The organism is Marinobacter oulmenensis (assembly GCF_014201735.1).
GTDB classification, from domain to species: Bacteria; Pseudomonadota; Gammaproteobacteria; order Pseudomonadales; family Oleiphilaceae; genus Marinobacter; species Marinobacter oulmenensis.
In genome coordinates this window covers 216,783-236,267 of record NZ_JACHFE010000003.1, presented here as the reverse complement: position 1 = coordinate 236,267, position 19,485 = coordinate 216,783, and the positions used below count along the sequence as shown (strand labels likewise).

Here is a 19,485-nt window from a genome sequence, read left to right as displayed (position 1 = left end):
TGGCGTACAGCTGTTTTCTGATGCTTTGATACAAAACTGATACCAATGTATAGAAAGCAGTCTTTGACAGCATCCAGTCAGCTGCAATAACGTATGATACACGCTCTGGATAATTGGTCATACCAATTTATGAGCCTTAGACAATGATAAAGATCAGATGGCTGTTCGAGCCCCGAACGGACCCCGTCGGTGGCATCAATAGGCCCGGAGGCACCCCTGATGAGTGAATTGTTCTACGACGCCGCCCCCAACGCGACCCGGGTGGCACCGGAGCGCCCGAAACCAAGGCATTACCCCGAAAAACCGGCAGCGGTCACCCTGTTTGGCACCTGCGTGATGGACCTTTTCTTTCCGGAAGCCGGTCTCGACGCCATTCGTCTGCTCGAGCGGGAGGGCATCCGGGTGCGCTATCCCCAGGGCCAGTCCTGCTGTGGCCAGCCGGCCTGGACCTCCGGCTATGTCAGCGAGGCGCGGGATGTGGCCCTGAGCCAGTTGGACCTGCTGGATAACGGCCTGCCGGTGGTGGTGCCCTCCGGCTCCTGCGCCGGCATGTTCCGGGAGCATTACCGGGAGGTGTTTGCCGGCGAGCCGGAGAATCTGCGGCGGGTGGAAGACCTGGCGGAGCGTACCTACGAGCTGACCGAGTTCCTGCTGTATGTCTGTCGGGTGCAGTGGAAGGACCTGGGGCAACCCACTCGGATCGCCCTGCACACGTCCTGTGCCGCGCGCCGGGAAATGAACACCCACCTTCACGCCCGGGAACTGCTGGAACAGCTGGATCAGGTCGAGCGCGTGGATCATGACCATGAGAGTGAGTGCTGCGGTTTTGGTGGCACCTTTTCCGTGCGCATGCCCGAGGTCTCCGGCGCCATGGTCCAGGACAAGACCCGTGCCCTGGTGGATTCCGGGGCGGCGGAAATGGTCACGGCCGATGGCGGCTGCCTGCTGAACATCAATGGCTCACTGGAAAAGCAGGGCCAGGCCTTCCGGGGTCGTCATCTGGCGAGTTTCCTGTGGCAACGCGTGAGCGGGGAGGTTGAGGCATGAATCAGCGTATTCCCGTTACCGAACTGACTGGTGGCTTCCGGGACCGTGCGGATCAGGCGCTGGACGACAGCCAGCTGCGCAGCAATTTCCGCACCGCCATGGACTCCCTGATGAAGAAGCGGGCTGATGCCTTCCCGGATGAAGACGAACGGGAGGGGCTCCGGGAGCAGGGCAACCACATCAAGGCCCGGGCCCTGTCGAAACTGCCCGATCTTCTGGAGCAACTGGAAGCCCGCCTGACGGAGAACGGCGTCAAGGTGCACTGGGCCGAGACCACGGACGAGGCCAACCGGATTGTGCACTCGATCATCGAGTCCCGTCAGGGCTCCCAGGTGGTCAAGGGCAAGTCCATGGTCAGCGAGGAAATGGAGATGAACGATTACCTCGCCGAGCGCGGGGTGGAATGTCTGGAATCGGACATGGGCGAATACATTGTCCAGCTGGATCATGAAAAACCGTCCCACATCATCATGCCGGCGATTCACAAGAACCGTCGCCAGGTGTCGAAGCTGTTCCATGACAAACTGGGTGTGGAGGAAACGGACGATGTGGACCGTCTGATCCGCATCGGACGGGAGACTCTGCGCCAGAAGTTCATGGAAGCCGATGTGGGCGTGTCCGGGGTGAACTTTGCCATCGCCGAGACCGGCACGCTGCTGCTGGTGGAAAACGAAGGCAACGGCAGGATGAGTACCACCGCCCCGCCGGTGCATGTGGCGGTCACCGGCATCGAAAAGGTGGTCGAGAATCTGCGGGATGTGGTGCCCCTGCTGTCACTGCTGACCCGGTCGGCGCTGGGCCAGGCCATCACCACCTACGTCAACATGATCTCCGGGCCGCGCAAGGCGGATGAACTGGATGGCCCCGAAGAGGTACATCTGGTGCTGCTGGATAACGGCCGCACCGGTGCTTTTGCCGATGCCCAGATGCGACAGACACTGAACTGTATTCGCTGTGGCGCCTGTATGAATCACTGCCCGGTCTATACCCGGGTGGGTGGGCACACCTATGGCGAGGTCTATCCGGGACCCATTGGCAAGATCGTCACGCCTCATATGGTGGGCCTGCATCAGGTTCCCGATCACCCCAGTGCGTCGTCCCTGTGCGGGGCCTGCGGTGAGGTCTGCCCGGTCAAGATTCCCATTCCGGAGTTGCTTCAGAGACTCCGCCAGGAGAACGTCAAGCATCCGGACGAGGCCCCGGCAGTGAAGGACGGTGGTGCCAAATACTCGGCCCGGGAGCGTGCCATCTGGTGGTTCTGGAAAACCCTCAATACCCGGCCCGTGTTTTACCGGCTGTTCCTGTGGGGCGCCACCCGGTTTGGCTGGATGACTCCGAAAAACGTCGGGCCCTGGACGCGTAACCACAGCGCGCCGGTGCCTGCCCGTCGCTCTCTGCATGATCTGGCCCGGGAGCATCTCGATAATGGAGGTCAGTCATGACTGCCCGCAACAACATTCTGGACAAGTTAAGAACCGGTCTGGCCGGCAGTACCCCGAGGCCGGATGATTTCGACGAAAGCCTGGTCACCCAGCCCTGGCAATACACGCCGGAGGACCGGATTCAGCGCCTGCGCGCACTGATGGAAGCCGTGCATACGGAAGTTCACCAGCTCCCGGCCCGTGACTGGCCGGGCATGGTGCAGACACTTCTGGAACGACGCGCCCTGGGTAATCTGCTTTATGCGCCGGGTACCGATTATGGTGAGCAACTGGCGGCACACTGGCAGGCGTCCGGTGCGGCGCCCGACCTGATTGCCTACGACCGGCCGGTGGAAGAGTGGCGCGAAGAGCTGTTCTGGAAGGTGGACGCCAGTGTGACCTCAACCGTGGGTGCCATTGCCGCCACCGGCTCTCTGGTGCTCTGGCCGGACCGGCAGGAGCCCCGGCTTATGAGCCTGCTGCCACCGCTGCACATCGCCTTGCTGAAGGCCAGCGATATTGAAGACAACCTCTACGGCATGATGCAGAAGCAGCAGTGGTCCGCCGGTATGCCAACGAACCTGCTGATGGTGTCCGGACCCTCGAAGACGGCGGATATCGAGCAGGTGCTGGCCTACGGTGCCCATGGCCCTAAGGAACTGGTTGTCCTCATCCTTGAAGATCTCTGAGGTTCGGGCCTACTTGAGCCCGAACCCCCGCTTTTCCAGAAAGGCTTTCATATGCAGGCGCAGCTTGGTGGTGAACAGCGGCGCCAGCTCTTTCGACCAGGTGCTGTCTTTGCGACCGCCGGTCCGTTCCTGGTAGTAGCGGTGCATGGCTTCGTCAAACCCGGCGACCTGTGCCTGGTCCTGGCTGTCGTCGTAGCGATCCTGTTTCAGGATGCTTTCGAGGGGCAGTCGCGGTTTCACTTCCGGGTCCTGGGCCGGATAGCCAATGCACATGCCAAAGACCGGGTAGACGTACTCCGGCAACGCCAGTAGTTCGCTGACGCCGTCCGGATTGTTGCGGATGCCCCCGATGTAGCAGATGCCGAGGCCCTCGGATTCGGCTGCAATGGCTACGTTCTGGGCCATCAGGGCGGTATCGACGCTGGCGACCACCAGCTGTTCACTGGTGCCCCGGACGACCTCGGCCCCGGCTCTCTCGGCGGCCTCGGTTGCCCGTTTCATGTCGGCACAGAACACCAGGAACTCAGGCGCCGCCGACACATAGGGTTGGCCGCCTGCCAGTTCGGCCAGCCGGTCCCGTTTGTGCGGATCCGTGATCCGGATGACGGAGTAGGCCTGCACCTGATTGGAGGTGGCGGCGCACTGGCCGGCCCGGATCAGTGTTTCCAGCAACCCTTCGGGCAGAGGCTGGTCCTGAAACTTGCGTATGGAGCGGTGCTTTGTGAGCTGCTGGATGATCGGGTTCATGGTCCTCGCCTGTGATTGCTGAAATCAGACGATAGCTTGGGTATCAGCACTCAGGCAAGTTCGGGAAGTACGGTCAGGCGGGGGAAGCTGGCACAAAAAAGGCACGCCCATGGGCGTGCCTTTTCGTTTCCACAGTGACCGTGAAGACTAGGGCACCATGTCAACCGGCTTGGGAGTACCGGCAGTGCTGGCAGGCAGAACCGGATAGGTCACTTCCGGGACGTTGCCGGTCAGGCTCTTCAGGAAGGCCACAATGGAGTCGACCTCACCCTCGTTCAGCTCGGTGCCCAACTGGGCGGTACCCATGACGGCAACCGCTTCTTCCAGGCTCCAGACGGCGCCGGAATGGAAGTAAGGCGCAGTCAGCTCAATGTTACGAAGCGGCGCGGCACGGAATACGTACTCGTCAGACGCGGTGTCGGTAACGGTGAAGCGGCCTTTGTCACCCTCAGGCAGGATTTCGCCGCCCGGACGGGAGACCAGACCAAATGGGTAGTAGTTCTGGCCACCCACGTTTACGCCACTGTGGCAGGCTGTGCAGCCACGGTCCATGAACAGTCGCAGACCTTCTTTCTCGGTCTCATTCAGCGCTGTCTGGTCGCCACGGAGGTAATGATCGAACGGTGCATCCGGTGTGATCAGTGTTGCTTCATAAGCTTCGATGGCGGTCGCCATGTTGTCGAAGGTGACCGGATCTTCCTGGCCCGGGAAGGCATTTTCGAAGTGCTCAATGTACTCCGGAATACTCTTCAGGGTTTTCACGACGCGGCTGGGGGTGCTGCTCATTTCAACACCGGCTTGCACCGGGCCCTTGGCCTGCTCGGCCAGGTCGGCAGCGCGGCCATCCCAGAACTGGGCGGCGTTGAACACGGCGTTGAACACGGTCGGCGCGTTACGCGGGCCTTTCTGCCAGCCATGACCAATGGAGGTGGACAGGTCGTCGTCGCCGCCAAGGCCAACGTTGTGACAGGTATTACAGCTGATCAGGTGGCTGCCGATAAGCCGGGACAGCCGGTCCGGTCTGGCGAAGAAATAGCCCTGTCCGATCAGGACGCCCTCGTTGAGTAGCAGTTCGGCCTGGGCCTGCTTTTCGATACCTTCGGCAATCACCTTGAAATCGAACTGCCGGCTCAGGGTCACCACCGCCCGGATGATTTCCAGATCGTCCTGGTTATCCGGTGTCAGGTTCATGATGAAGTCCCGGTCGATTTTGACAAACGAAGCGCCCAGCTTTCGGATGTAGGACAGGCTGGAATAACCGGTGCCGAAATCATCAAGAATGATGTCAAAACCGGCCGCCTTCAGGGCGTTCAGGTTGTGGGCGGCGCTGTCGTATCCATCGATGGACAGGTTTTCGACAACCTCGATGCTGATTTTGTCGTTGTCTGCCCGGGAGGTCTGTGCCACACGGATGAATTCCTGGATGAATTCGTCGTCCACCAGAGACAGCGGGGACAGGTTGATGGAAATGTCCACCTCGCCCCAGATGTCATGGATTTTCGGCAGGTCCCGGATGATCTGTTTGAGAAGGTCCAGGGTGAGAGCGTTGATGTGGCCCGAATTCTCACAGAGCGGAATGAAACGCCCCGGCGATATGGTGCCAAAGGTCGGGTGGTCCCATCGGGCAAGGGCCTCGAATCCGATCACCTCCCGGGTGATCAGGTTCAGCTGGGGCTGGTAGGCACAGTAAAACTCGCCCTTTTCCAGTGCCGTCGGGATGGAGCCGGTCAGGGTCTGATCGGCCCAGGCCCGCTCGACGTCGTCGTGGGTGAATTCGACGATGGTGTTACGGCTCTGGCTCCGGGCATGAGCCAGGGCAAAGCTGCACAGGCGCACGCTCTCCTCAATGAGTGAAACCGGCAGCTTCTGGATAAAACCGCCATTGTAGGTAAGCTGGAAATGCTGGCCGTTGATCCTGACGGGCTTAAGGACGCTGCGGCACAGGTGCTCCAGCCTTTCTCTGGCGTTGAATCCCTCTGGCACCAGGCCGGCGACTATAAATTCGGCATCACCCGCCCGGGCAAGCACGCAGGTGTCCTGCAGTTGTGCTTGCAGCCGGTTGCGTATTTCCAGGATGGCCGCATCTGCGGCGCTGTTGTTCAGAAAGCCTCGCAGCAGGGTAAGGCCATTGACCGTGATGGTCGCCAGGCAGAGCTGGTGATCCTGCAGTCCCTTGCGTTCCAGTGCCATCTTCAGAAGCTCCACCGCCATCGGGGGTGTGGGGAGCTGGGTGAGGTCGTCATAGGGAAAGTTGAAAGGCACACTGCGGAGGCTGCGGTCGACACTCTCGATGTCGTTCTGGATGCCAAGATAGTGGGTAGTAGTGCCGTTATCGTCCCGGATCGGGCTCAGGTACAGGTCGTTCCAGAAGGGGGTGCCGTCCTTGCGGTAGTTGCGAACGACAATCCGGTAACGCCGGTGCTCGGAAATGGCCAGCCCGATGGCATCCCGCACCTGCTGGCTGGTGTCCTCGCCCTGCAGGAAACGACAGTTCTGGCCCACGATCTCCACCGGGTCGTAGCCGGTCATCTGACAGAAGGTCTCGTTGCAATAGATGATTGGCAGGTCATCCCGGCAGTGGCAGATCACCACACCACTGTCAGATTTGTCGAAACACCGAAACGCGATCTCCGCTATCTCTTCCACAGACGCATGACCCTCTGATTCGCAGGTGTGCCCTGGGTTCTTCCTGTGCCTTCCCCGGCCTGAATGGAGCCCATTCCTTTACGAGGAACTCTATGGCTACCAGAATGACCTCTATACAGGTCATACCGTATGCCATGAAGTGTGGCCTGTCCATTTCTCAGTGCCGAAAATTGAGGCTATTCAAGGTCTCAGGGAAGCATTACATGAATGCTGAAGAAGTGGAGAGAGTGGGCGGAGCCTTCGGCCGCGCTGTCAAACTGAGAAGAGTGGAGGTGGGCTACACGCAGGAGGAGCTTGCTGAAAGGGCCCAGCTTGCCCGGTCATTTGTTTCCGGGGTTGAGCGTGGCACGGTTAAAGCCACGGTTGCCACGGTCTGGAAACTGGCAAAGGGGCTCCACTATTCTCCCTCGAAACTCTGGGCAGCCGCCGAAGAAATCTATCACTCCAAACACCGTTAACGCCCCTCTCTCAAGTCGATGATACCGGGTTCCGGTTGTCTGACGTCGGCAGTTGCCCACGGATGTGGGACTGCAACTGCAGCGCCAGTTGCCGGGTGGCCTCTGTGGACCGCCCGGTGGCCCGGTGCAGGGCTATTTCAATACTGGGCAGTTCGGGCAGCCCGGATTCGCTGCCGAGAACCCGCATGTCCGGCCCCAGCATGGACGGGGTGAGCACGGTAATCGCCAATCCCGCCCGGACTGCCGCAGACAGCCCGGACAGACTGGTGCTGGTGTAGGCGATACGCCAGGGAATGCCAGCTGTATCGAGACTGGCAAGTGTGCGCTCCCGGAAAATACAGACGCCCTGTTTGGACACGGCCAGTGGCAGCGGTGACCGGTTCTGGGTGTCATGACCGGTGGCTCCCGCCCATATCATCGGTTCCCGCCGCAGGACCTCACCGCCCGGGCTTCTGGGCTGGCGGGTGGTAATGGCCAGGTCCAGCATTCCGGCTTTCACATCCTGCACCAGGTCGACGCTCAGACCGCAATGCACTTCCAGTTCCACGCCGGGGAAGCGGGCCTCAAAATCCGATAACGCCGTGGGCAGATAGCTCAGATAATCCTCGGGTATCCCCAGACGCACCACCCCGGCCAGCCGCTGATCCAGTACATCCTGCCAGGCCAGGGCGTTCTGTCGGAGCATCTGACGGGCATGCACCAGTAAGCGTTCGCCCACCGCTGTTGGCGTTGCGCTCTGCTGCCCCCGCTGCAGCAGTGGTCGCCCGGTGACCTCTTCCAGCCGCTTAATATGGGCGCTGACGGTCGATTGCGCCATGTGCAGATGCTCTGCGGCGGCAGTGAACCCGCCCTGGTCAATCACTCCGACAAAGGTTTTCAGAAGGACCAGATCAATCGGTCGATGCTGCTGGGTCATAGGTCATCACGTTTCTTGATGGGTTTATCAGAACTCTTCGTTTCCCTGATGGCAGGGACTCTTCCACAATGCGCGCCCGAAGACAAGTCAGGCCCGGATTACTGGAGGCAAATCACTGATGGAACGCGTATTTGGCAAGTCACTCGGGCTCGCCGCAGCCCTGCTGACCATCACGCTGTGGGGCAGTCTGCCCGTTCTCCGGAACCTTGTTCACCTGCCACCCATGCTGACCGCCGCTGTTGCCATGGCGACAGCGGCGGTGCTGGCGCAGTTTATGGCCGGGCGGAATCGCCGAGCCCAGAGGGGGCCTTCCCTGCGGGACCCCCGGTTCTGGCTCATGGGCGTGGGTGGGCTGACCGGTGCGCTGTACTTCTACTTCCTGGCGCTGGCCGAAGGCGATCCGGCCAAGGTCACGCTGGTGACCTACACCTGGCCGATCGGTTTCATTCTGGTGGCCGACCGGCTGGCAGGCAACGGACTCCGGCTACGGGCCCTATGGGCTGGCGTTCATTGCCTGGGGCTATGCGCTGGTGCGCAGCCCGTCTTCCCTGCTGGGAGTGCTGACCTATCTGGTGCCGGTGATTTCCTCGGCCTTTCTGATTCTTGCCGGCTGGGCATCGGTCAGCGTGCAGTTACTGATTGCAGTGATCGCCATCGTCGCCAGTGCCTTTATCACCAGCTGCTCCCGGGGCGCTTCGGCGGCCGCCCATTAATCCCGGGCGACATCCATAAATTCACTGACCGAACAGGAATTGCATGAGCAACGACACATACGAGCTGGAGTATGCGGCTGCAGCGGCCGGGGAGGAGTCGATTCCTTCTCCGGACGGGCACTCGAATCTGATCGACACGGATTACGTGATCGGCCAGGACAACATCACCTATGGCTTCATGGGCCTGAAGGTGGATCTGCACAGCCAGGTTTTCGCCTGGTCTGCGCTGGTGATCCTCACGTTTGTCACCATCACCCTGGCCCTGCCGGACACCATGGGGCCGATGTTCAATGACATCCGCAGCTTCCTGACCAACAACCTGAGCTGGGCCTTCATGCTCTCGACCAATGCCTTCGTGATACTGGCCATTGGTCTGATCTTCTCTCCCCTGGGCAAGGTTCGTCTGGGAGGCACTCATGCCAGTCCGGATTTCAGCTACCTGGGCTGGTTTGCCATGCTCTTTGCCGCCGGTATGGGCGTGGGGCTCATGTTTTACTGCGTGTCGGAGCCGCTGACCTACTTTGATGATCTGCTGGCGGGGACCAGTGGCCCCCTGGGCCAGCAGTTGGTCAACACGGAAAGTGCCCGTTCGCTGAGCATGGCGACCTCGATTTTCCATTGGGGTATGCATCCCTGGGGCACCTACGCCATTGTCGCGCTCGCTCTGGCCCTGTTTGCCTTTAACAAGGGCCTGCCCCTGACCATGCGCTCGGTGTTTTACCCGGTGCTGGGTGAGCGCATCTGGGGCTGGCCAGGTCATGTGATCGACGTGCTGGCGGTGTTCGCCACCCTGTTTGGTCTGGCCACCTCGCTCGGACTGGGGGCCTCACAGGCGTCGGCCGGGCTGCATTACCTGTTTGGTTTCCCCAATGACAACACCACCATGGTGCTTCTGGTTCTCGGCATTACCGCAGTAACGCTGGTGTCAGTGATTGCCGGAGTCGAAAAGGGGGTTCGCCGGATTTCCCAGCTCAACATGACCCTGGCATTTTTGCTGATGATGTTCGTCATTGTCGTCGGTCCGACACTGCTGATTGCCACAGGGGTCGCCGGCAACCTGGTGTCCTATCTGCAGAATCTGCCGGTACTTTCGGTGCCCTTCGGCCGGGAAGACGAAGGCTTCATTCACGGCTGGACCGCGTTCTACTGGGCCTGGTGGGTCAGCTGGTCACCGTTTGTGGGGATGTTCATTGCACGGGTGTCCCGTGGCCGTACCGTGCGAGAGTTTCTGATCGCGGTGCTTCTCGTGCCGACCGCCGTCTCCGTTGTCTGGATGTCAGCGTTCGGAGAAACCGCACTGGATCAGCTGGCGCAGGGTTATGAGGGCGCGAAGAATGCCGCGCTGGAGCTGCAGCTGTTCTCCATGCTGGATCAGTTGCCGCTGGCATCGGTGACTTCGCTGGTCGGCATTCTGCTGGTGATGGTGTTCTTTATCACTTCTTCGGATTCCGGATCGCTGGTGATCGATTCCATCACGTCCGGTGGCAAGGTCAGTTCCCCGAAAACCCAGCGCGTTTTCTGGGTGACCATTGAGGCAGCGATTGCCATTGCCCTGTTGCTGGGCGGCGGCCTGACAGCGCTGCAGGCCGCCGTTCTGATCACCGGTGTGCCGTTCATGCTGGTGGTGCTGATTTCCGGCTACTCGGTAGTGCAGGGCCTGCGTTCCGAGCCACGGTTGTCATGATCCGCAACGCTGTGGCGTCACCAGGGCAGACCTTCCCGGAACCGGTCCACGAGAAAATCAGTCAGCACCTTGAGTTTCATCGACCGCTGCCGAGCCTGGGGATAGACCAGCCAGACTCCGCTGAACGGATAGCGGTAGCGCTCCAGCATGGACACCAACTCACCCCGGGCCAGCAGGGGTTCCACGTAGTAATCGGGCAACTGGGCAATGCCCAGGCCTTTGCGCACGGCGTCCAGCAGCGCCGGCCCAGAGTTGGAGCGCCAGTTGCCGGTTACTTTCAACTCCCGCCGCTGGCCGTTGTCCATGAACAGCCACCAGGGGTTGGAGCCCAGCAGGCAGTTGTGGTCTGACAGCTCCGAGAGCGTATGGGGCATGCCATGGCGCTGAAGGTAATCCGGGCTGGCGCAGAGGTATTCCCGGCGGTCGCAGAGCCGGCGGGATAGCAGCGAGGAATCCTTCATGGATCCCATACGTACGGCCAGATCATAGCCTTCGGTCACCAGATCTGTCTGCCGGTTGGTCAGATGCAGGTCCAGCCGGATACCCGGATACTGGGCGACAAAATCGTTCAGCGGCGGTGCCAGGAAGCGTTCGCCAAAGGTGGTGGCGCAGGTGACCCGGAGCGATCCGGTGGGTTCCTTCTGGGCCTGGCGGATCTGCTCCTCCGCGCCGAGAAATCCCTCCAGCAACTGGTGGCATTGCTCGAAATACTGCTCGCCGGCTTCACTCAGGCGGATTGATCGGGTGGTCCGGTAGATCAGCGGGGTGCCCAGGCGTTTTTCCAGTTCGGCCACCTGCCGGCTGATGTGGGACGGCGACACGTCCAGCCGGCGTGCTGCCGCGCTGAAACTGCCTTCCCGCACCACGGTGACAAAGGTTTCGATGGCGTCCCAGCGTCGCATTCTAAGGGTCCTCTCGGGGAATCCGGGAATTTGTACCAGGATTGTTGCTGTGTGGCAAAGATGATTTTCCATCTGTGCAGGGATGGTCGGCGCTGTCTCGTATACACTGAGTGACATACTCAACCGAACACGAGGAGACCGATCATGAAATCACGCGCTGCTGTTGCCTGGGCACCAGGCAAACCGCTGACCATCGAAGAAGTGGACGTTCAGGGCCCGAAGGCCGGTGAGGTACTGGTGCGCATCGTTGCCACCGGCGTCTGCCATACCGATGCCTACACCCTGTCCGGCGCCGATCCGGAAGGCATTTTCCCGTCCATCCTGGGCCACGAAGGCGCCGGTGTGGTGGAAGACGTGGGTGAAGGGGTCACCTCCCTGAAACCGGGCGACCACGTGATTCCCCTTTACACCGCCGAGTGTGGCAAGTGTAAATTCTGCCTGTCGGGCAAGACCAACCTGTGCGGCGCGGTGCGTGCCACCCAGGGACAGGGTCTGATGCCGGACGGTACCAGCCGTTTCTCCATGGGTGGCAAGACCATCCACCACTACATGGGCACCTCTACCTTCTCCGAGTACACCGTGCTGCCGGAAATCTCCCTGGCGAAAGTGCATGTGGATGCGCCGCTGGAAAAAGTCTGCCTGCTCGGTTGTGGCATCACCACCGGCATTGGTGCGGTGAGGAACACCGCGAAGGTCGAGCCGGGTTCCACCGTCGCCATCTTCGGTCTGGGCGGCATCGGTCTGTCCTGCATCCAGGGCGCCCGCATGGTGGGTGCTGAACGCATCATCGCCATCGACATCAACGAGGACAAGTTCGAAATGGCCCGCCAGTTCGGCGCCACCGACTGCATCAATCCGAAAGACTACTCGGACCCGATCCAGCAGGTGATTGTGGACCTGACCGACGGCGGCGTGGATTACTCCTTCGAGTGCATCGGCAATGTTCAGGTGATGCGCCAGGCGCTGGAGTGCTGCCACAAGGGTTGGGGTGAGTCCATCATCATCGGCGTGGCCGGTGCTGGTGAGGAAATCTCCACCCGTCCGTTCCAGCTGGTGACCGGTCGGGTCTGGAAAGGCTCCGCCTTTGGTGGCGTGAAGGGTCGCTCTGAACTGCCGGGTTATGTTGAGGATTACATGAACGGCAAGATCGAGATTGACCCGTTTGTCACCCATACCATGGGCCTGGAAGACATCAACAAGGCGTTCGATCTGATGCACGAAGGCAAGAGCATCCGGTCGGTCATCCTGTTTGACCAGTGAGGTGATGCATGGCTGAGTCCACCCCCGAACTCGTTGCCAGCAACAAGTGCTTTGACGGCTGGCTGAAACGCTACAAGCACACGTCCGAGGCCACCGGTACGGAGATGGTGTTTGCCATTTACCTGCCGCCACAGGCCCAGACCCGCAGTGTGCCGGTGCTGTACTGGCTGTCCGGGCTGACCTGTACGGATGAAAACTTCATGCAGAAGGCCGGCGCCCAGCGCCTGGCCGCGGAGCTGGGCATGGCGATTGTCGCGCCGGACACCAGCCCCCGTGGCACAGACCTGCCCGGCGAGCACGACAGTTACGACTTTGGCTCCGGCGCCGGCTTCTATGTCAACGCCACCCGCGAGCCCTGGGCGGCCCATTACCGGATGTACGACTATGTGACCGCAGAACTGCCGGCTCTGGTTGAGCAGCATTTTCCGGTGACGACTGAACGGGCCATCAGTGGCCACTCCATGGGCGGGCACGGGGCGCTGATCTGTGCCCTGAAAAACCCGGGGCGTTATGCCTCGGTATCGGCCTTCGCGCCGATCACCAACCCGGTGAACTGCCCCTGGGGTGAGAAGGCGTTCAGTGGTTACCTCGGGGATGACCGGGAGGCCTGGAAAGCTTGGGATGCCTGCGAGCTGATCGCCACAGCGGAGGAAAAACTGCCGCTACTGGTGGATCAGGGTGAAGCCGATGGTTTCCTGCAGGAACAGCTCAAACCACAAGCCCTGGAAGCGGCCTGTGAAGCAGCCGGTCATCCGCTGGAGCTGCGCCTGCAGCCCGGCTATGACCACAGCTACTTCTTCATTGCCAGCTTCATCGATGCGCATCTGCGCCATCACGCCCGGGCACTGGGCCTGACCGAAGACTGATCGGTTAGCTAGCTTGAGCCGGTGGCGTGCGTCTGAGTGACCTGGGCGTGCGCCCTGGCCGGTGCCAGCATTTCCACCGTCCGCATCAGCGCCAGTCGGCGCTGGGCCAGTTCGGTGAAACTGGCGAAGGCGTCAGAAGGGACCTTGGTGGCAGTGGGTATGTCGGCGGTCACCGGGTTTACCGGCCGGCCGTCGATGCGGAATTCAAAGTGCAGGTGTGGGCCAGTGGAACGCCCGGTGTTTCCGGACAGGGCGATTTTCTGGCCACGCTTGACCCTCTGCCCCTTGTGGACCAGTACCCGGCTCAGGTGCAGGTAGCGGGTGGTCAGGGAGCCGTTATGCCGGATGTTGATGTACTTGCCGGCGTAGGGATGGTCGCCAATACGGGTGACCACGCCGTCACCGGTGCTCATCACGCGGGTGCCGATAGGAGTGGCCAGATCCACGCCATTGTGAGGCGAGATCCGTCCGGTCATCGGGTGAATACGACCGGGATCGAACGGTGAGCTGATCCGGAAGCGATGCTGGGTGGGCCAGCGCCGGAACGCCGGCAGAATGCTCTCGCCGTTCTCGTCGTAATAGTTGCCGTCCGTGTACAGGAAGGCATTGGTGGTACGTCCCCGGGTGGACAGACTCACCGCCTCTATCCGGTAGCGACCGGTTTCCTGCTCGTGGGTGACCTCGTTGGCCACCAGCACCGTGAACGGATCGCCTTTGCGAATCTCCCGCCGGAAATCGATTTTCCGTTTCAGCATGCGGGCCAGTTCTTCCACCTGCTGCTCGGTCAGCCCGGCCCTGAGTCCGGCCTTGAAGAAGCTCTGTTCAATCGCCCCGGAACGCACGTGATACGACCACCGCGTTTCCGCCTCCACATGCTGGTAGGAAAACGACCCGTTGTCCTGACGCTGGAACACCACTTTACGGGCCGGATCCACGTGCAGGGTCAGTTGTTCAAGGTGTTGCTGGTCATTGAAGCGGAAAGCCAGCTCCGTGCCCGGATGCAGGATTTCCAGGGACAGGTACTCGGCATCGGCCGCCAGCAGTTCGTGGAGCGTACCCAGGGAAATGCCCCGGCTCTCGAAAATGGCACTGAGGGTGTCACCGGCCTGGATCTGATAACGCTGGACCGGGTCCGGCTCGGCGAGCACCGGGGCCGGGTCTGCCGGGGGCGTGGCTGTGGCCGGGGTTGCCCGTTTTTCCGCCGGTTCGGTGGTGACGGTGCCGGACTCCACGAAAAGCGCCTTGGAATGCTCCGGAGAGGCAAACAGCCCGACCAGCAGCACGATAATCGACAGTGCGAAAAGCAGGATGTGGCTTCGTGAAAACAGATGTCTGGTTGCCATGCCGTGTCGGTCCTGTCTGGCCGGTTTCTGGTCTAGTGGGCCGGTGTCTCCGTGCTTGTGTGCCGGAGGGCCCTGAATAGGCTCGAGAGAGCAAAAAGTATGGCCGCCGCGCATACGATGGTCGGCCCGGTCGGAGTATCCATTATATAGGAAGCTCTCAAACCTGAAAGGGAGGCCACGCTTCCAATGACTGCCGCCATCACCGCCATGACTTCCGGTGTCCGGCTCAGGGGGCGGGCTGCGGCCGCAGGCAGTATCAGCATGGAGGCAATCAGCAGTACGCCCACCACTTTAATGGCCACTGCCACCATCAGGGCCAGCGCCAGGGTCAGCACCAGTTGTTCCCGTTTCGGCGACACCCCGCCCGCATGCGCCAGGTCCGGATTGAGGGTGGACATCAACAGGGCGGACCAGCGCCAGGCCATGAGGATCAGAACCAGGGCCGTGCCACCCCAGATAATCGCCAGGTCAGCCTTTCCTACGGACAGGATATCACCAAACAGGTAGGCCATGAGATCAATCCGTATGCCGGACAGAAAGGAGACCGCCACCAGCCCGAAGGCAAGGGCGGAATGAGCCATGACCCCCAGCAGGGTGTCCATGGCGTAGCCGCGACCGCTGAGCAGTGTAACCAGCAGCGCCATCAGCAGCGACACCACCAGCACGCCGGCAAAAACCGAGGTGGACATGGCCAGCGAGATGGCCACACCCAGCATGGCCGCATGGGCGGTGGCGTCGCCGAAATAGGCCATCCGGCGCCAGACGATAAAGCAGCCCAGAGGCGCAGCCGCAAGTGCCACGCCCAAACCCGCCAGCGCGGCCCTGATCATGAAGTCGTCCAGCATTCAGGCCTCCCGACAGTTGGGATGGATGGGGTAGACCCCGGCGGTTGCGGGGTGACCGGATGGAGAGTCCAGACCAAACAGCGACTGGTATTCGGCCATTCCTGCAACGGTGTCAGGGCTTCCCTGGCAGACAATGGTGCCGCTCAGGCAGGCGACCCGGGTGGCCGACTGCATCACCAGATTCAGGTCGTGGCTGACGATGACAATGGCGCAATCCAGAGCCTGCTGAATCTGTTCGAGCTGCCGGTAGAACTGCCGGATGCCGGCGTAATCAAGCCCCTGCGAGGCTTCATCCAGCAACAGAAGATCCGGTTTTTCGAGAATCGCCCGGGCCAGGAGTACCCGTTGGAACTGCCCACCGGAGAGCGTCGACAGCTGTCTGGCCCCCAGGGCCGGGGCGCCGGCCTGATCAAGCGCCTGTTGGAGTTTTTCCCGCGGGTGCCGGTTGGGCAGTTGTAAAAACCGGTTGACCGTCATCGGCAGGGTTTCGTCAATGTGCAGCCGCTGCGGAACATAGCCGGTCACCAGGCCTGACTGTCGGGATATGCAGCCTGACGAGGGTGGCAGGGCGCCAATCAGTGTCCTCAAAAGGGAAGTCTTTCCCGAACCGTTGGGGCCGAGCAGGGCCAGGATCTCGCCCCTTCTGATATCAAGGTTCACCTGTTCGAGCAGGGGCTGGCCTGCGAAGCCGATGGTCAGGTTACGGGCTGCGATTAATGCCATGGCGTTACACCTGAATGGGTTGGGCTGGTTTCTGTTGACGCCGGACTGCATTGCAGCCGGAGTACTTTTCTGTCACTAATAAAATGTTATAACATAACATTAACAAAGTCGAACCAACGAGGTGAGGTAATCATGAAGAAACTCAGGATGCTGATGGCGGGCGCTTTAGCGCTGCCTTTGAGTGCCGTGGCGTCAGTGCCTAAGGTGGCGGTGGATATCACTCCGCTGCATTCTCTGGTGGCACAGGTGATGTCTGGAGTCGGGGAGCCGGAACTGCTGGTCCAGTCGGGGGCGTCGCCCCACGGTTATTCGCTCAGCCCGTCCGAGGCGGAGGCTCTGGAGGATGCCGACCTGGTGTTCTGGGTGGGGGAACCCCTGGAGCCGTGGCTGGAGAACTCCCTGGAGACACTGGGCCGGGATGCCAGGGTTATTGAAATGCTGGAGGTGCCAGGGACAACAACGCACGCTTTTCGCGAGGGGGCAACCTTTGAAGGGCATCACCATCACGACGGGGAAGACGCGTCCCACCATGAGGACGGCGAGGGCCATCATGACGAGCACGCTCATCATCACGAAGAGCATGATCATCACGACCACGGTCATCACCACGAAGGTCTGGATTCCCATGCCTGGCTGGATCCGGCCAACGCCCGTCTCTGGCTGGAGGTGATTGCCGATGAACTGTCCGGGATGGATCCGGAAAACGCCGACCTGTACTCCCGGAACGCGAAGCAGGGCCAGCAACAGATTGCGAAGATCAGTGCCGGCATCGAGGCCACCGTTGCGGACCTGGGCGACCTTCGCTTCATCGTATTCCACGACGCTTACCAGTACTTCGAGAAGCGCTTTGGCATCGAGGCGACCGGTGCCATTTCCATCGGTGATGCCTCGGACCCCGGTCCGGCCCGTGTCCGGGAAATCCGTGAACTGGTGAAGACCCTGAACATCCGTTGTGTGTTCACCGAACCCCAGTACAACCCGGATATGGTCAACACCGTGTTTGGCGGCACTGGCGTCAATACGTCGGCGGTCATGGACCCGCTGGGCGCCCACCTGGAGCCGGGGCCGAAGTTGTACCCGCAACTGCTGCAGGGCATCGCCGGCAGTCTGGACGACTGCAGGGACCAGGCTGGCTGAGTGACCGGCCCTGGCCAAACGGAGCATGGGCGCAGAGATTCTGATTGCGGTCCGGGTCTGCTAGCATTTCCACAAATCCGGGAACGACAACGCACACAGAGGTGCCCATGACCCCGTTGAAGCTGTTGATGATTGGTGCAGGTGGTATCGGTGGCTACTACGCCGCCAGGCTTGCCCAGGCTGGCCATTCACTGGTGCTCACTGCCCGTGGAGAACACCTGACGGCCATCCGGGCCGGGGGCCTGCAGGTGGATTATCAGGGGCAGCACCTGGCCTGTGATGCGCCGGTGTTTGACCATGCCTCACTGGTACAGCATCACCAGCCGGATGATTTTGATCTGATCATCGTGGCCCTGAAATCCACCGCCACGCACCCGGTGCTTGACGAACTGGGGGCCTGGCTGGCCGGTGGTCAGGCACCGGTTCTGTCGCTCCAGAACGGTGTGGATAATGAGCCGCTGATTGCCGGGGTGGTGGGCGAAAAGCGGACCCTGGGCGGACTGGCAGTCCGGATCGGTGGCCATATTACCGAGCCCGGCCATGTGTTCGCCGAGGGCGTGGCTCAGGTGGTGATGGGTGCCTGGCCAAGGAATCCGGAGGCCGGCGATCCGAGGCTCGCGCTTCTGGGCCGTCTGGAATCCTCGTTCTCCGAGGCGGGTATTCCCACGACGGTGACCGATAACATACGCTATGAACTCTGGCGCAAGCTGGTGATCAATAACGGGGTCAATCCGTTGTCCGCCCTCACCGGCCTGGACACCCGAAGCCTGACCCATCACCCGGAGTATGGCCGGGTGGTCTACCGCATGATGGCGGAAACGGTTGAGGCCTCGAAAGCCGATGGCGTTAATCTCAGCCAGCGGGATCTGGACGAGATGTTCGAGCTGATCAGCGACTTCAATGCCATCAAGACCTCCATGCTGGTCGACCGGGAGAAAGGCCGCCCGCTGGAACTGGACAGCATCGCCGGGGCGGTACTCCGGCGCTTGCCGGATCCGGAGACGGACGCGCCCTATACCTTTCTGGTGAACGCCCTGCTGTCCTCTGGGTCCTCACTGACTTCGTCATAGGCCGGGCTGTGAAAGCCCGGGACCGGCCGTTCTGATCCATGCTTTGGGGGTCGCTCCCCAGTGCTGCTTGAAGGCTTTGATAAAATGGCTGAGGCTGGCGAAACCGACGGCGTCAGCCACTTCCGTGACCCCCCATCCGCGCTCCAGAAGCGACGCGGCCGTCTCCATTCGTGTCTGCCTCAGACAGGAATGTACCGATTGGCCATAGAGGGCGGCAAAGCCCGCCTGAAGCCGTTTCTCACTGATGCCGACCTGCTCTGAAAGCACCTTGACGGTCAGGCCCTGCTCATAGTTCCGCTGGATATACTCGTATGCGTGCTGAACCCGGGTGCGGTCGAACGGGGCGGGCAGGGCTGGCTCCCGGCGGCGGGTATCCAGATGGCGAAGGGCCAGGGCCAGGGATTCCATGGCCTTGGCCTGCAGGAACAGCAGCGATGACAAGCCCGCCGCGCTGGTGGGCGGGTGACGCAGAATGTCGGCGGCCAGGCGTTTCATCTCACGGCTGGCCGGCAGGCTGCCCAGGTAGGCGTTCTGGCAGGGAACGCTGCAGTCACGCAGTAGCTTACCCGTGAGTTCAGGCGGCCGATGCCCGCACAGGGATGCCAGTCCCTCCGGTGTAAAGCGGATATCAACAATGCGGGTGGCGTGACCGCCCCGAAAATCGTCCCAGCCCCGGATGGGCTGGGCGGTGGAATAGAGAATGGCGGTGCCGGCTTCTATGTTCAGTGGCGGCCCGCCGTCCAGCGCCATGGCCCCGGCTCCCTCCAGGACAATGGCGATGCCAAAACCCGGCCGGGAAATACCATCAAGCTGCCAGTTGGATGTCGGCCGGCCGTCGAGGCAGCCGATACTGACTCCGTCACTGACTGAGTGCAATTGGCTGATCAGCGCCCAGTCCGGGGGCATGGACAGGGACATCGGGTTGCGGGGGGCTGAAGCAGGGCAATCCATCAGTTATTTCCTCATTTCCGCTATTTTCAGCGCAAATTCGCTAGCGGTTCATGATTGCGCTGTAGAT

Annotated in this window: 18 protein-coding genes and 1 pseudogene; 10 read left to right on the top strand and 9 right to left on the bottom strand. The window is 61.2% G+C overall.

Annotated features, from left to right (window positions below; translation table 11 throughout):
• Positions 1 to 219: 219 nt before the first annotated feature.
• Genes HNR38_RS07320 through HNR38_RS07310 form a run of 3 tightly spaced genes read left to right on the top strand, consistent with a single transcriptional unit; the run spans position 220 to position 3,157 of the window.
• Positions 220 to 1,047, top strand: coding sequence for a (Fe-S)-binding protein (locus tag HNR38_RS07320; RefSeq protein ID WP_183701416.1), 828 nt, complete (start codon positions 220 to 222; stop codon positions 1,045 to 1,047).
• Positions 1,044 to 2,489: a LutB/LldF family L-lactate oxidation iron-sulfur protein gene (locus tag HNR38_RS07315; protein ID WP_183701413.1), complete on the top strand. Its 1,446-nt coding sequence runs from the start codon at positions 1,044 to 1,046 to the stop codon at positions 2,487 to 2,489. The genes HNR38_RS07320 and HNR38_RS07315 overlap by 4 nt, the downstream gene beginning before the upstream one ends.
• A complete protein-coding gene (locus HNR38_RS07310) occupies positions 2,486 to 3,157 on the top strand; it encodes a LutC/YkgG family protein (RefSeq protein WP_183701410.1) in 672 nt (223 codons plus the stop codon). Before HNR38_RS07315 ends, HNR38_RS07310 begins: the two co-directional genes overlap by 4 nt.
• Before the next feature lie 9 nt (positions 3,158 to 3,166).
• On the opposite strand, the gene nfsA is transcribed toward HNR38_RS07310, so the two are convergent.
• The 3 genes and pseudogenes from nfsA to HNR38_RS17495 all read right to left on the bottom strand — a co-directional run.
• Positions 3,167 to 3,904 carry an oxygen-insensitive NADPH nitroreductase gene (gene nfsA / locus HNR38_RS07305; protein ID WP_183701407.1) on the bottom strand — a complete coding sequence of 246 codons (738 nt, stop codon included), beginning with the start codon at positions 3,902 to 3,904 and terminating at the stop codon, positions 3,167 to 3,169.
• Between the two features lie 147 nt (positions 3,905 to 4,051).
• Positions 4,052 to 5,740 (bottom strand): EAL domain-containing protein, encoded by a 1,689-nt coding sequence (locus tag HNR38_RS17500; RefSeq protein WP_343068266.1) that lies wholly within the window; start codon positions 5,738 to 5,740, stop codon positions 4,052 to 4,054.
• 42 nt (positions 5,741 to 5,782) lie between these two features.
• Positions 5,783 to 6,550: pseudogene (locus HNR38_RS17495) on the bottom strand (PAS domain-containing protein); the annotation flags it as partial.
• A 203-nt stretch (positions 6,551 to 6,753) separates the two neighbouring features.
• Between HNR38_RS17495 and HNR38_RS07295 the strand changes: the two are divergent.
• Positions 6,754 to 7,008, top strand: a complete 255-nt coding sequence (locus HNR38_RS07295) for a helix-turn-helix domain-containing protein (RefSeq protein ID WP_183701401.1) — start codon at positions 6,754 to 6,756, stop codon at positions 7,006 to 7,008.
• A gap of 10 nt (positions 7,009 to 7,018) precedes the next feature.
• Here HNR38_RS07295 and HNR38_RS07290 read toward each other — a convergent pair whose 3' ends face one another.
• Positions 7,019 to 7,924: a LysR substrate-binding domain-containing protein gene (locus tag HNR38_RS07290; protein WP_183701398.1), complete on the bottom strand. Its 906-nt coding sequence runs from the start codon at positions 7,922 to 7,924 to the stop codon at positions 7,019 to 7,021.
• Positions 7,925 to 8,042: 118 nt separating this feature from the next.
• Here HNR38_RS07290 and HNR38_RS07285 point away from each other — a divergent pair, with 118 nt between their 5' ends.
• Positions 8,043 to 8,684: an EamA family transporter gene (locus HNR38_RS07285; protein ID WP_183701396.1), complete on the top strand. Its 642-nt coding sequence runs from the start codon at positions 8,043 to 8,045 to the stop codon at positions 8,682 to 8,684.
• A complete protein-coding gene (locus HNR38_RS07280; protein WP_183701393.1) occupies positions 8,681 to 10,321 on the top strand; it encodes a BCCT family transporter in 1,641 nt (546 codons plus the stop codon). Before HNR38_RS07285 ends, HNR38_RS07280 begins: the two co-directional genes overlap by 4 nt.
• A 17-nt stretch (positions 10,322 to 10,338) precedes the next feature.
• Here HNR38_RS07280 and HNR38_RS07275 read toward each other — a convergent pair whose 3' ends face one another.
• The gene (locus HNR38_RS07275) at positions 10,339 to 11,223 is read right to left on the bottom strand and encodes a LysR family transcriptional regulator (RefSeq protein ID WP_183701390.1); all 885 of its coding nucleotides are present in this window, start codon (positions 11,221 to 11,223) and stop codon (positions 10,339 to 10,341) included.
• Between the two features lie 141 nt (positions 11,224 to 11,364).
• On the opposite strand from HNR38_RS07275, the gene HNR38_RS07270 reads away from it, so the two are divergent.
• Together HNR38_RS07270 and fghA are read left to right on the top strand one after the other, a co-directional pair.
• Entirely contained in the window at positions 11,365 to 12,483 is a 1,119-nt protein-coding gene (locus tag HNR38_RS07270; RefSeq protein ID WP_343068265.1) for an S-(hydroxymethyl)glutathione dehydrogenase/class III alcohol dehydrogenase, read from the top strand.
• A gap of 8 nt (positions 12,484 to 12,491) precedes the next feature.
• Positions 12,492 to 13,349 carry an S-formylglutathione hydrolase gene (fghA, locus tag HNR38_RS07265; protein WP_183701382.1) on the top strand — a complete coding sequence of 286 codons (858 nt, stop codon included), beginning with the start codon at positions 12,492 to 12,494 and terminating at the stop codon, positions 13,347 to 13,349.
• Between the two features lie 8 nt (positions 13,350 to 13,357).
• Here fghA and HNR38_RS07260 read toward each other — a convergent pair whose 3' ends face one another.
• Genes HNR38_RS07260 through HNR38_RS07250 form a run of 3 tightly spaced genes read right to left on the bottom strand, consistent with a single transcriptional unit; the run spans position 13,358 to position 16,260 of the window.
• On the bottom strand, positions 13,358 to 14,692 hold the full coding sequence (locus HNR38_RS07260; RefSeq protein WP_183701379.1) for a peptidoglycan DD-metalloendopeptidase family protein: 1,335 nt from the start codon (positions 14,690 to 14,692) through the stop codon (positions 13,358 to 13,360).
• 32 nt (positions 14,693 to 14,724) lie between these two features.
• The gene (locus HNR38_RS07255; RefSeq protein ID WP_183701376.1) at positions 14,725 to 15,537 is read right to left on the bottom strand and encodes a metal ABC transporter permease; all 813 of its coding nucleotides are present in this window, start codon (positions 15,535 to 15,537) and stop codon (positions 14,725 to 14,727) included.
• Positions 15,538 to 16,260 (bottom strand): metal ABC transporter ATP-binding protein, encoded by a 723-nt coding sequence (locus HNR38_RS07250; RefSeq protein WP_183701373.1) that lies wholly within the window; start codon positions 16,258 to 16,260, stop codon positions 15,538 to 15,540.
• Positions 16,261 to 16,392: 132 nt separating this feature from the next.
• On the opposite strand from HNR38_RS07250, the gene HNR38_RS07245 reads away from it, so the two are divergent.
• Together HNR38_RS07245 and HNR38_RS07240 are read left to right on the top strand one after the other, a co-directional pair.
• Entirely contained in the window at positions 16,393 to 17,397 is a 1,005-nt protein-coding gene (locus HNR38_RS07245) for a zinc ABC transporter substrate-binding protein (RefSeq protein ID WP_183701370.1), read from the top strand.
• 107 nt (positions 17,398 to 17,504) lie between these two features.
• Positions 17,505 to 18,467, top strand: a complete 963-nt coding sequence (locus HNR38_RS07240) for a ketopantoate reductase family protein (protein WP_246362527.1) — start codon at positions 17,505 to 17,507, stop codon at positions 18,465 to 18,467.
• Here the strand turns inward: HNR38_RS07240 and HNR38_RS07235 are convergent.
• On the bottom strand, positions 18,462 to 19,418 hold the full coding sequence (locus HNR38_RS07235) for a helix-turn-helix transcriptional regulator (RefSeq protein WP_183701367.1): 957 nt from the start codon (positions 19,416 to 19,418) through the stop codon (positions 18,462 to 18,464). The two genes, HNR38_RS07240 and HNR38_RS07235, sit on opposite strands and share 6 nt — an antisense overlap.
• Positions 19,419 to 19,485: the final 67 nt, after the last annotated feature.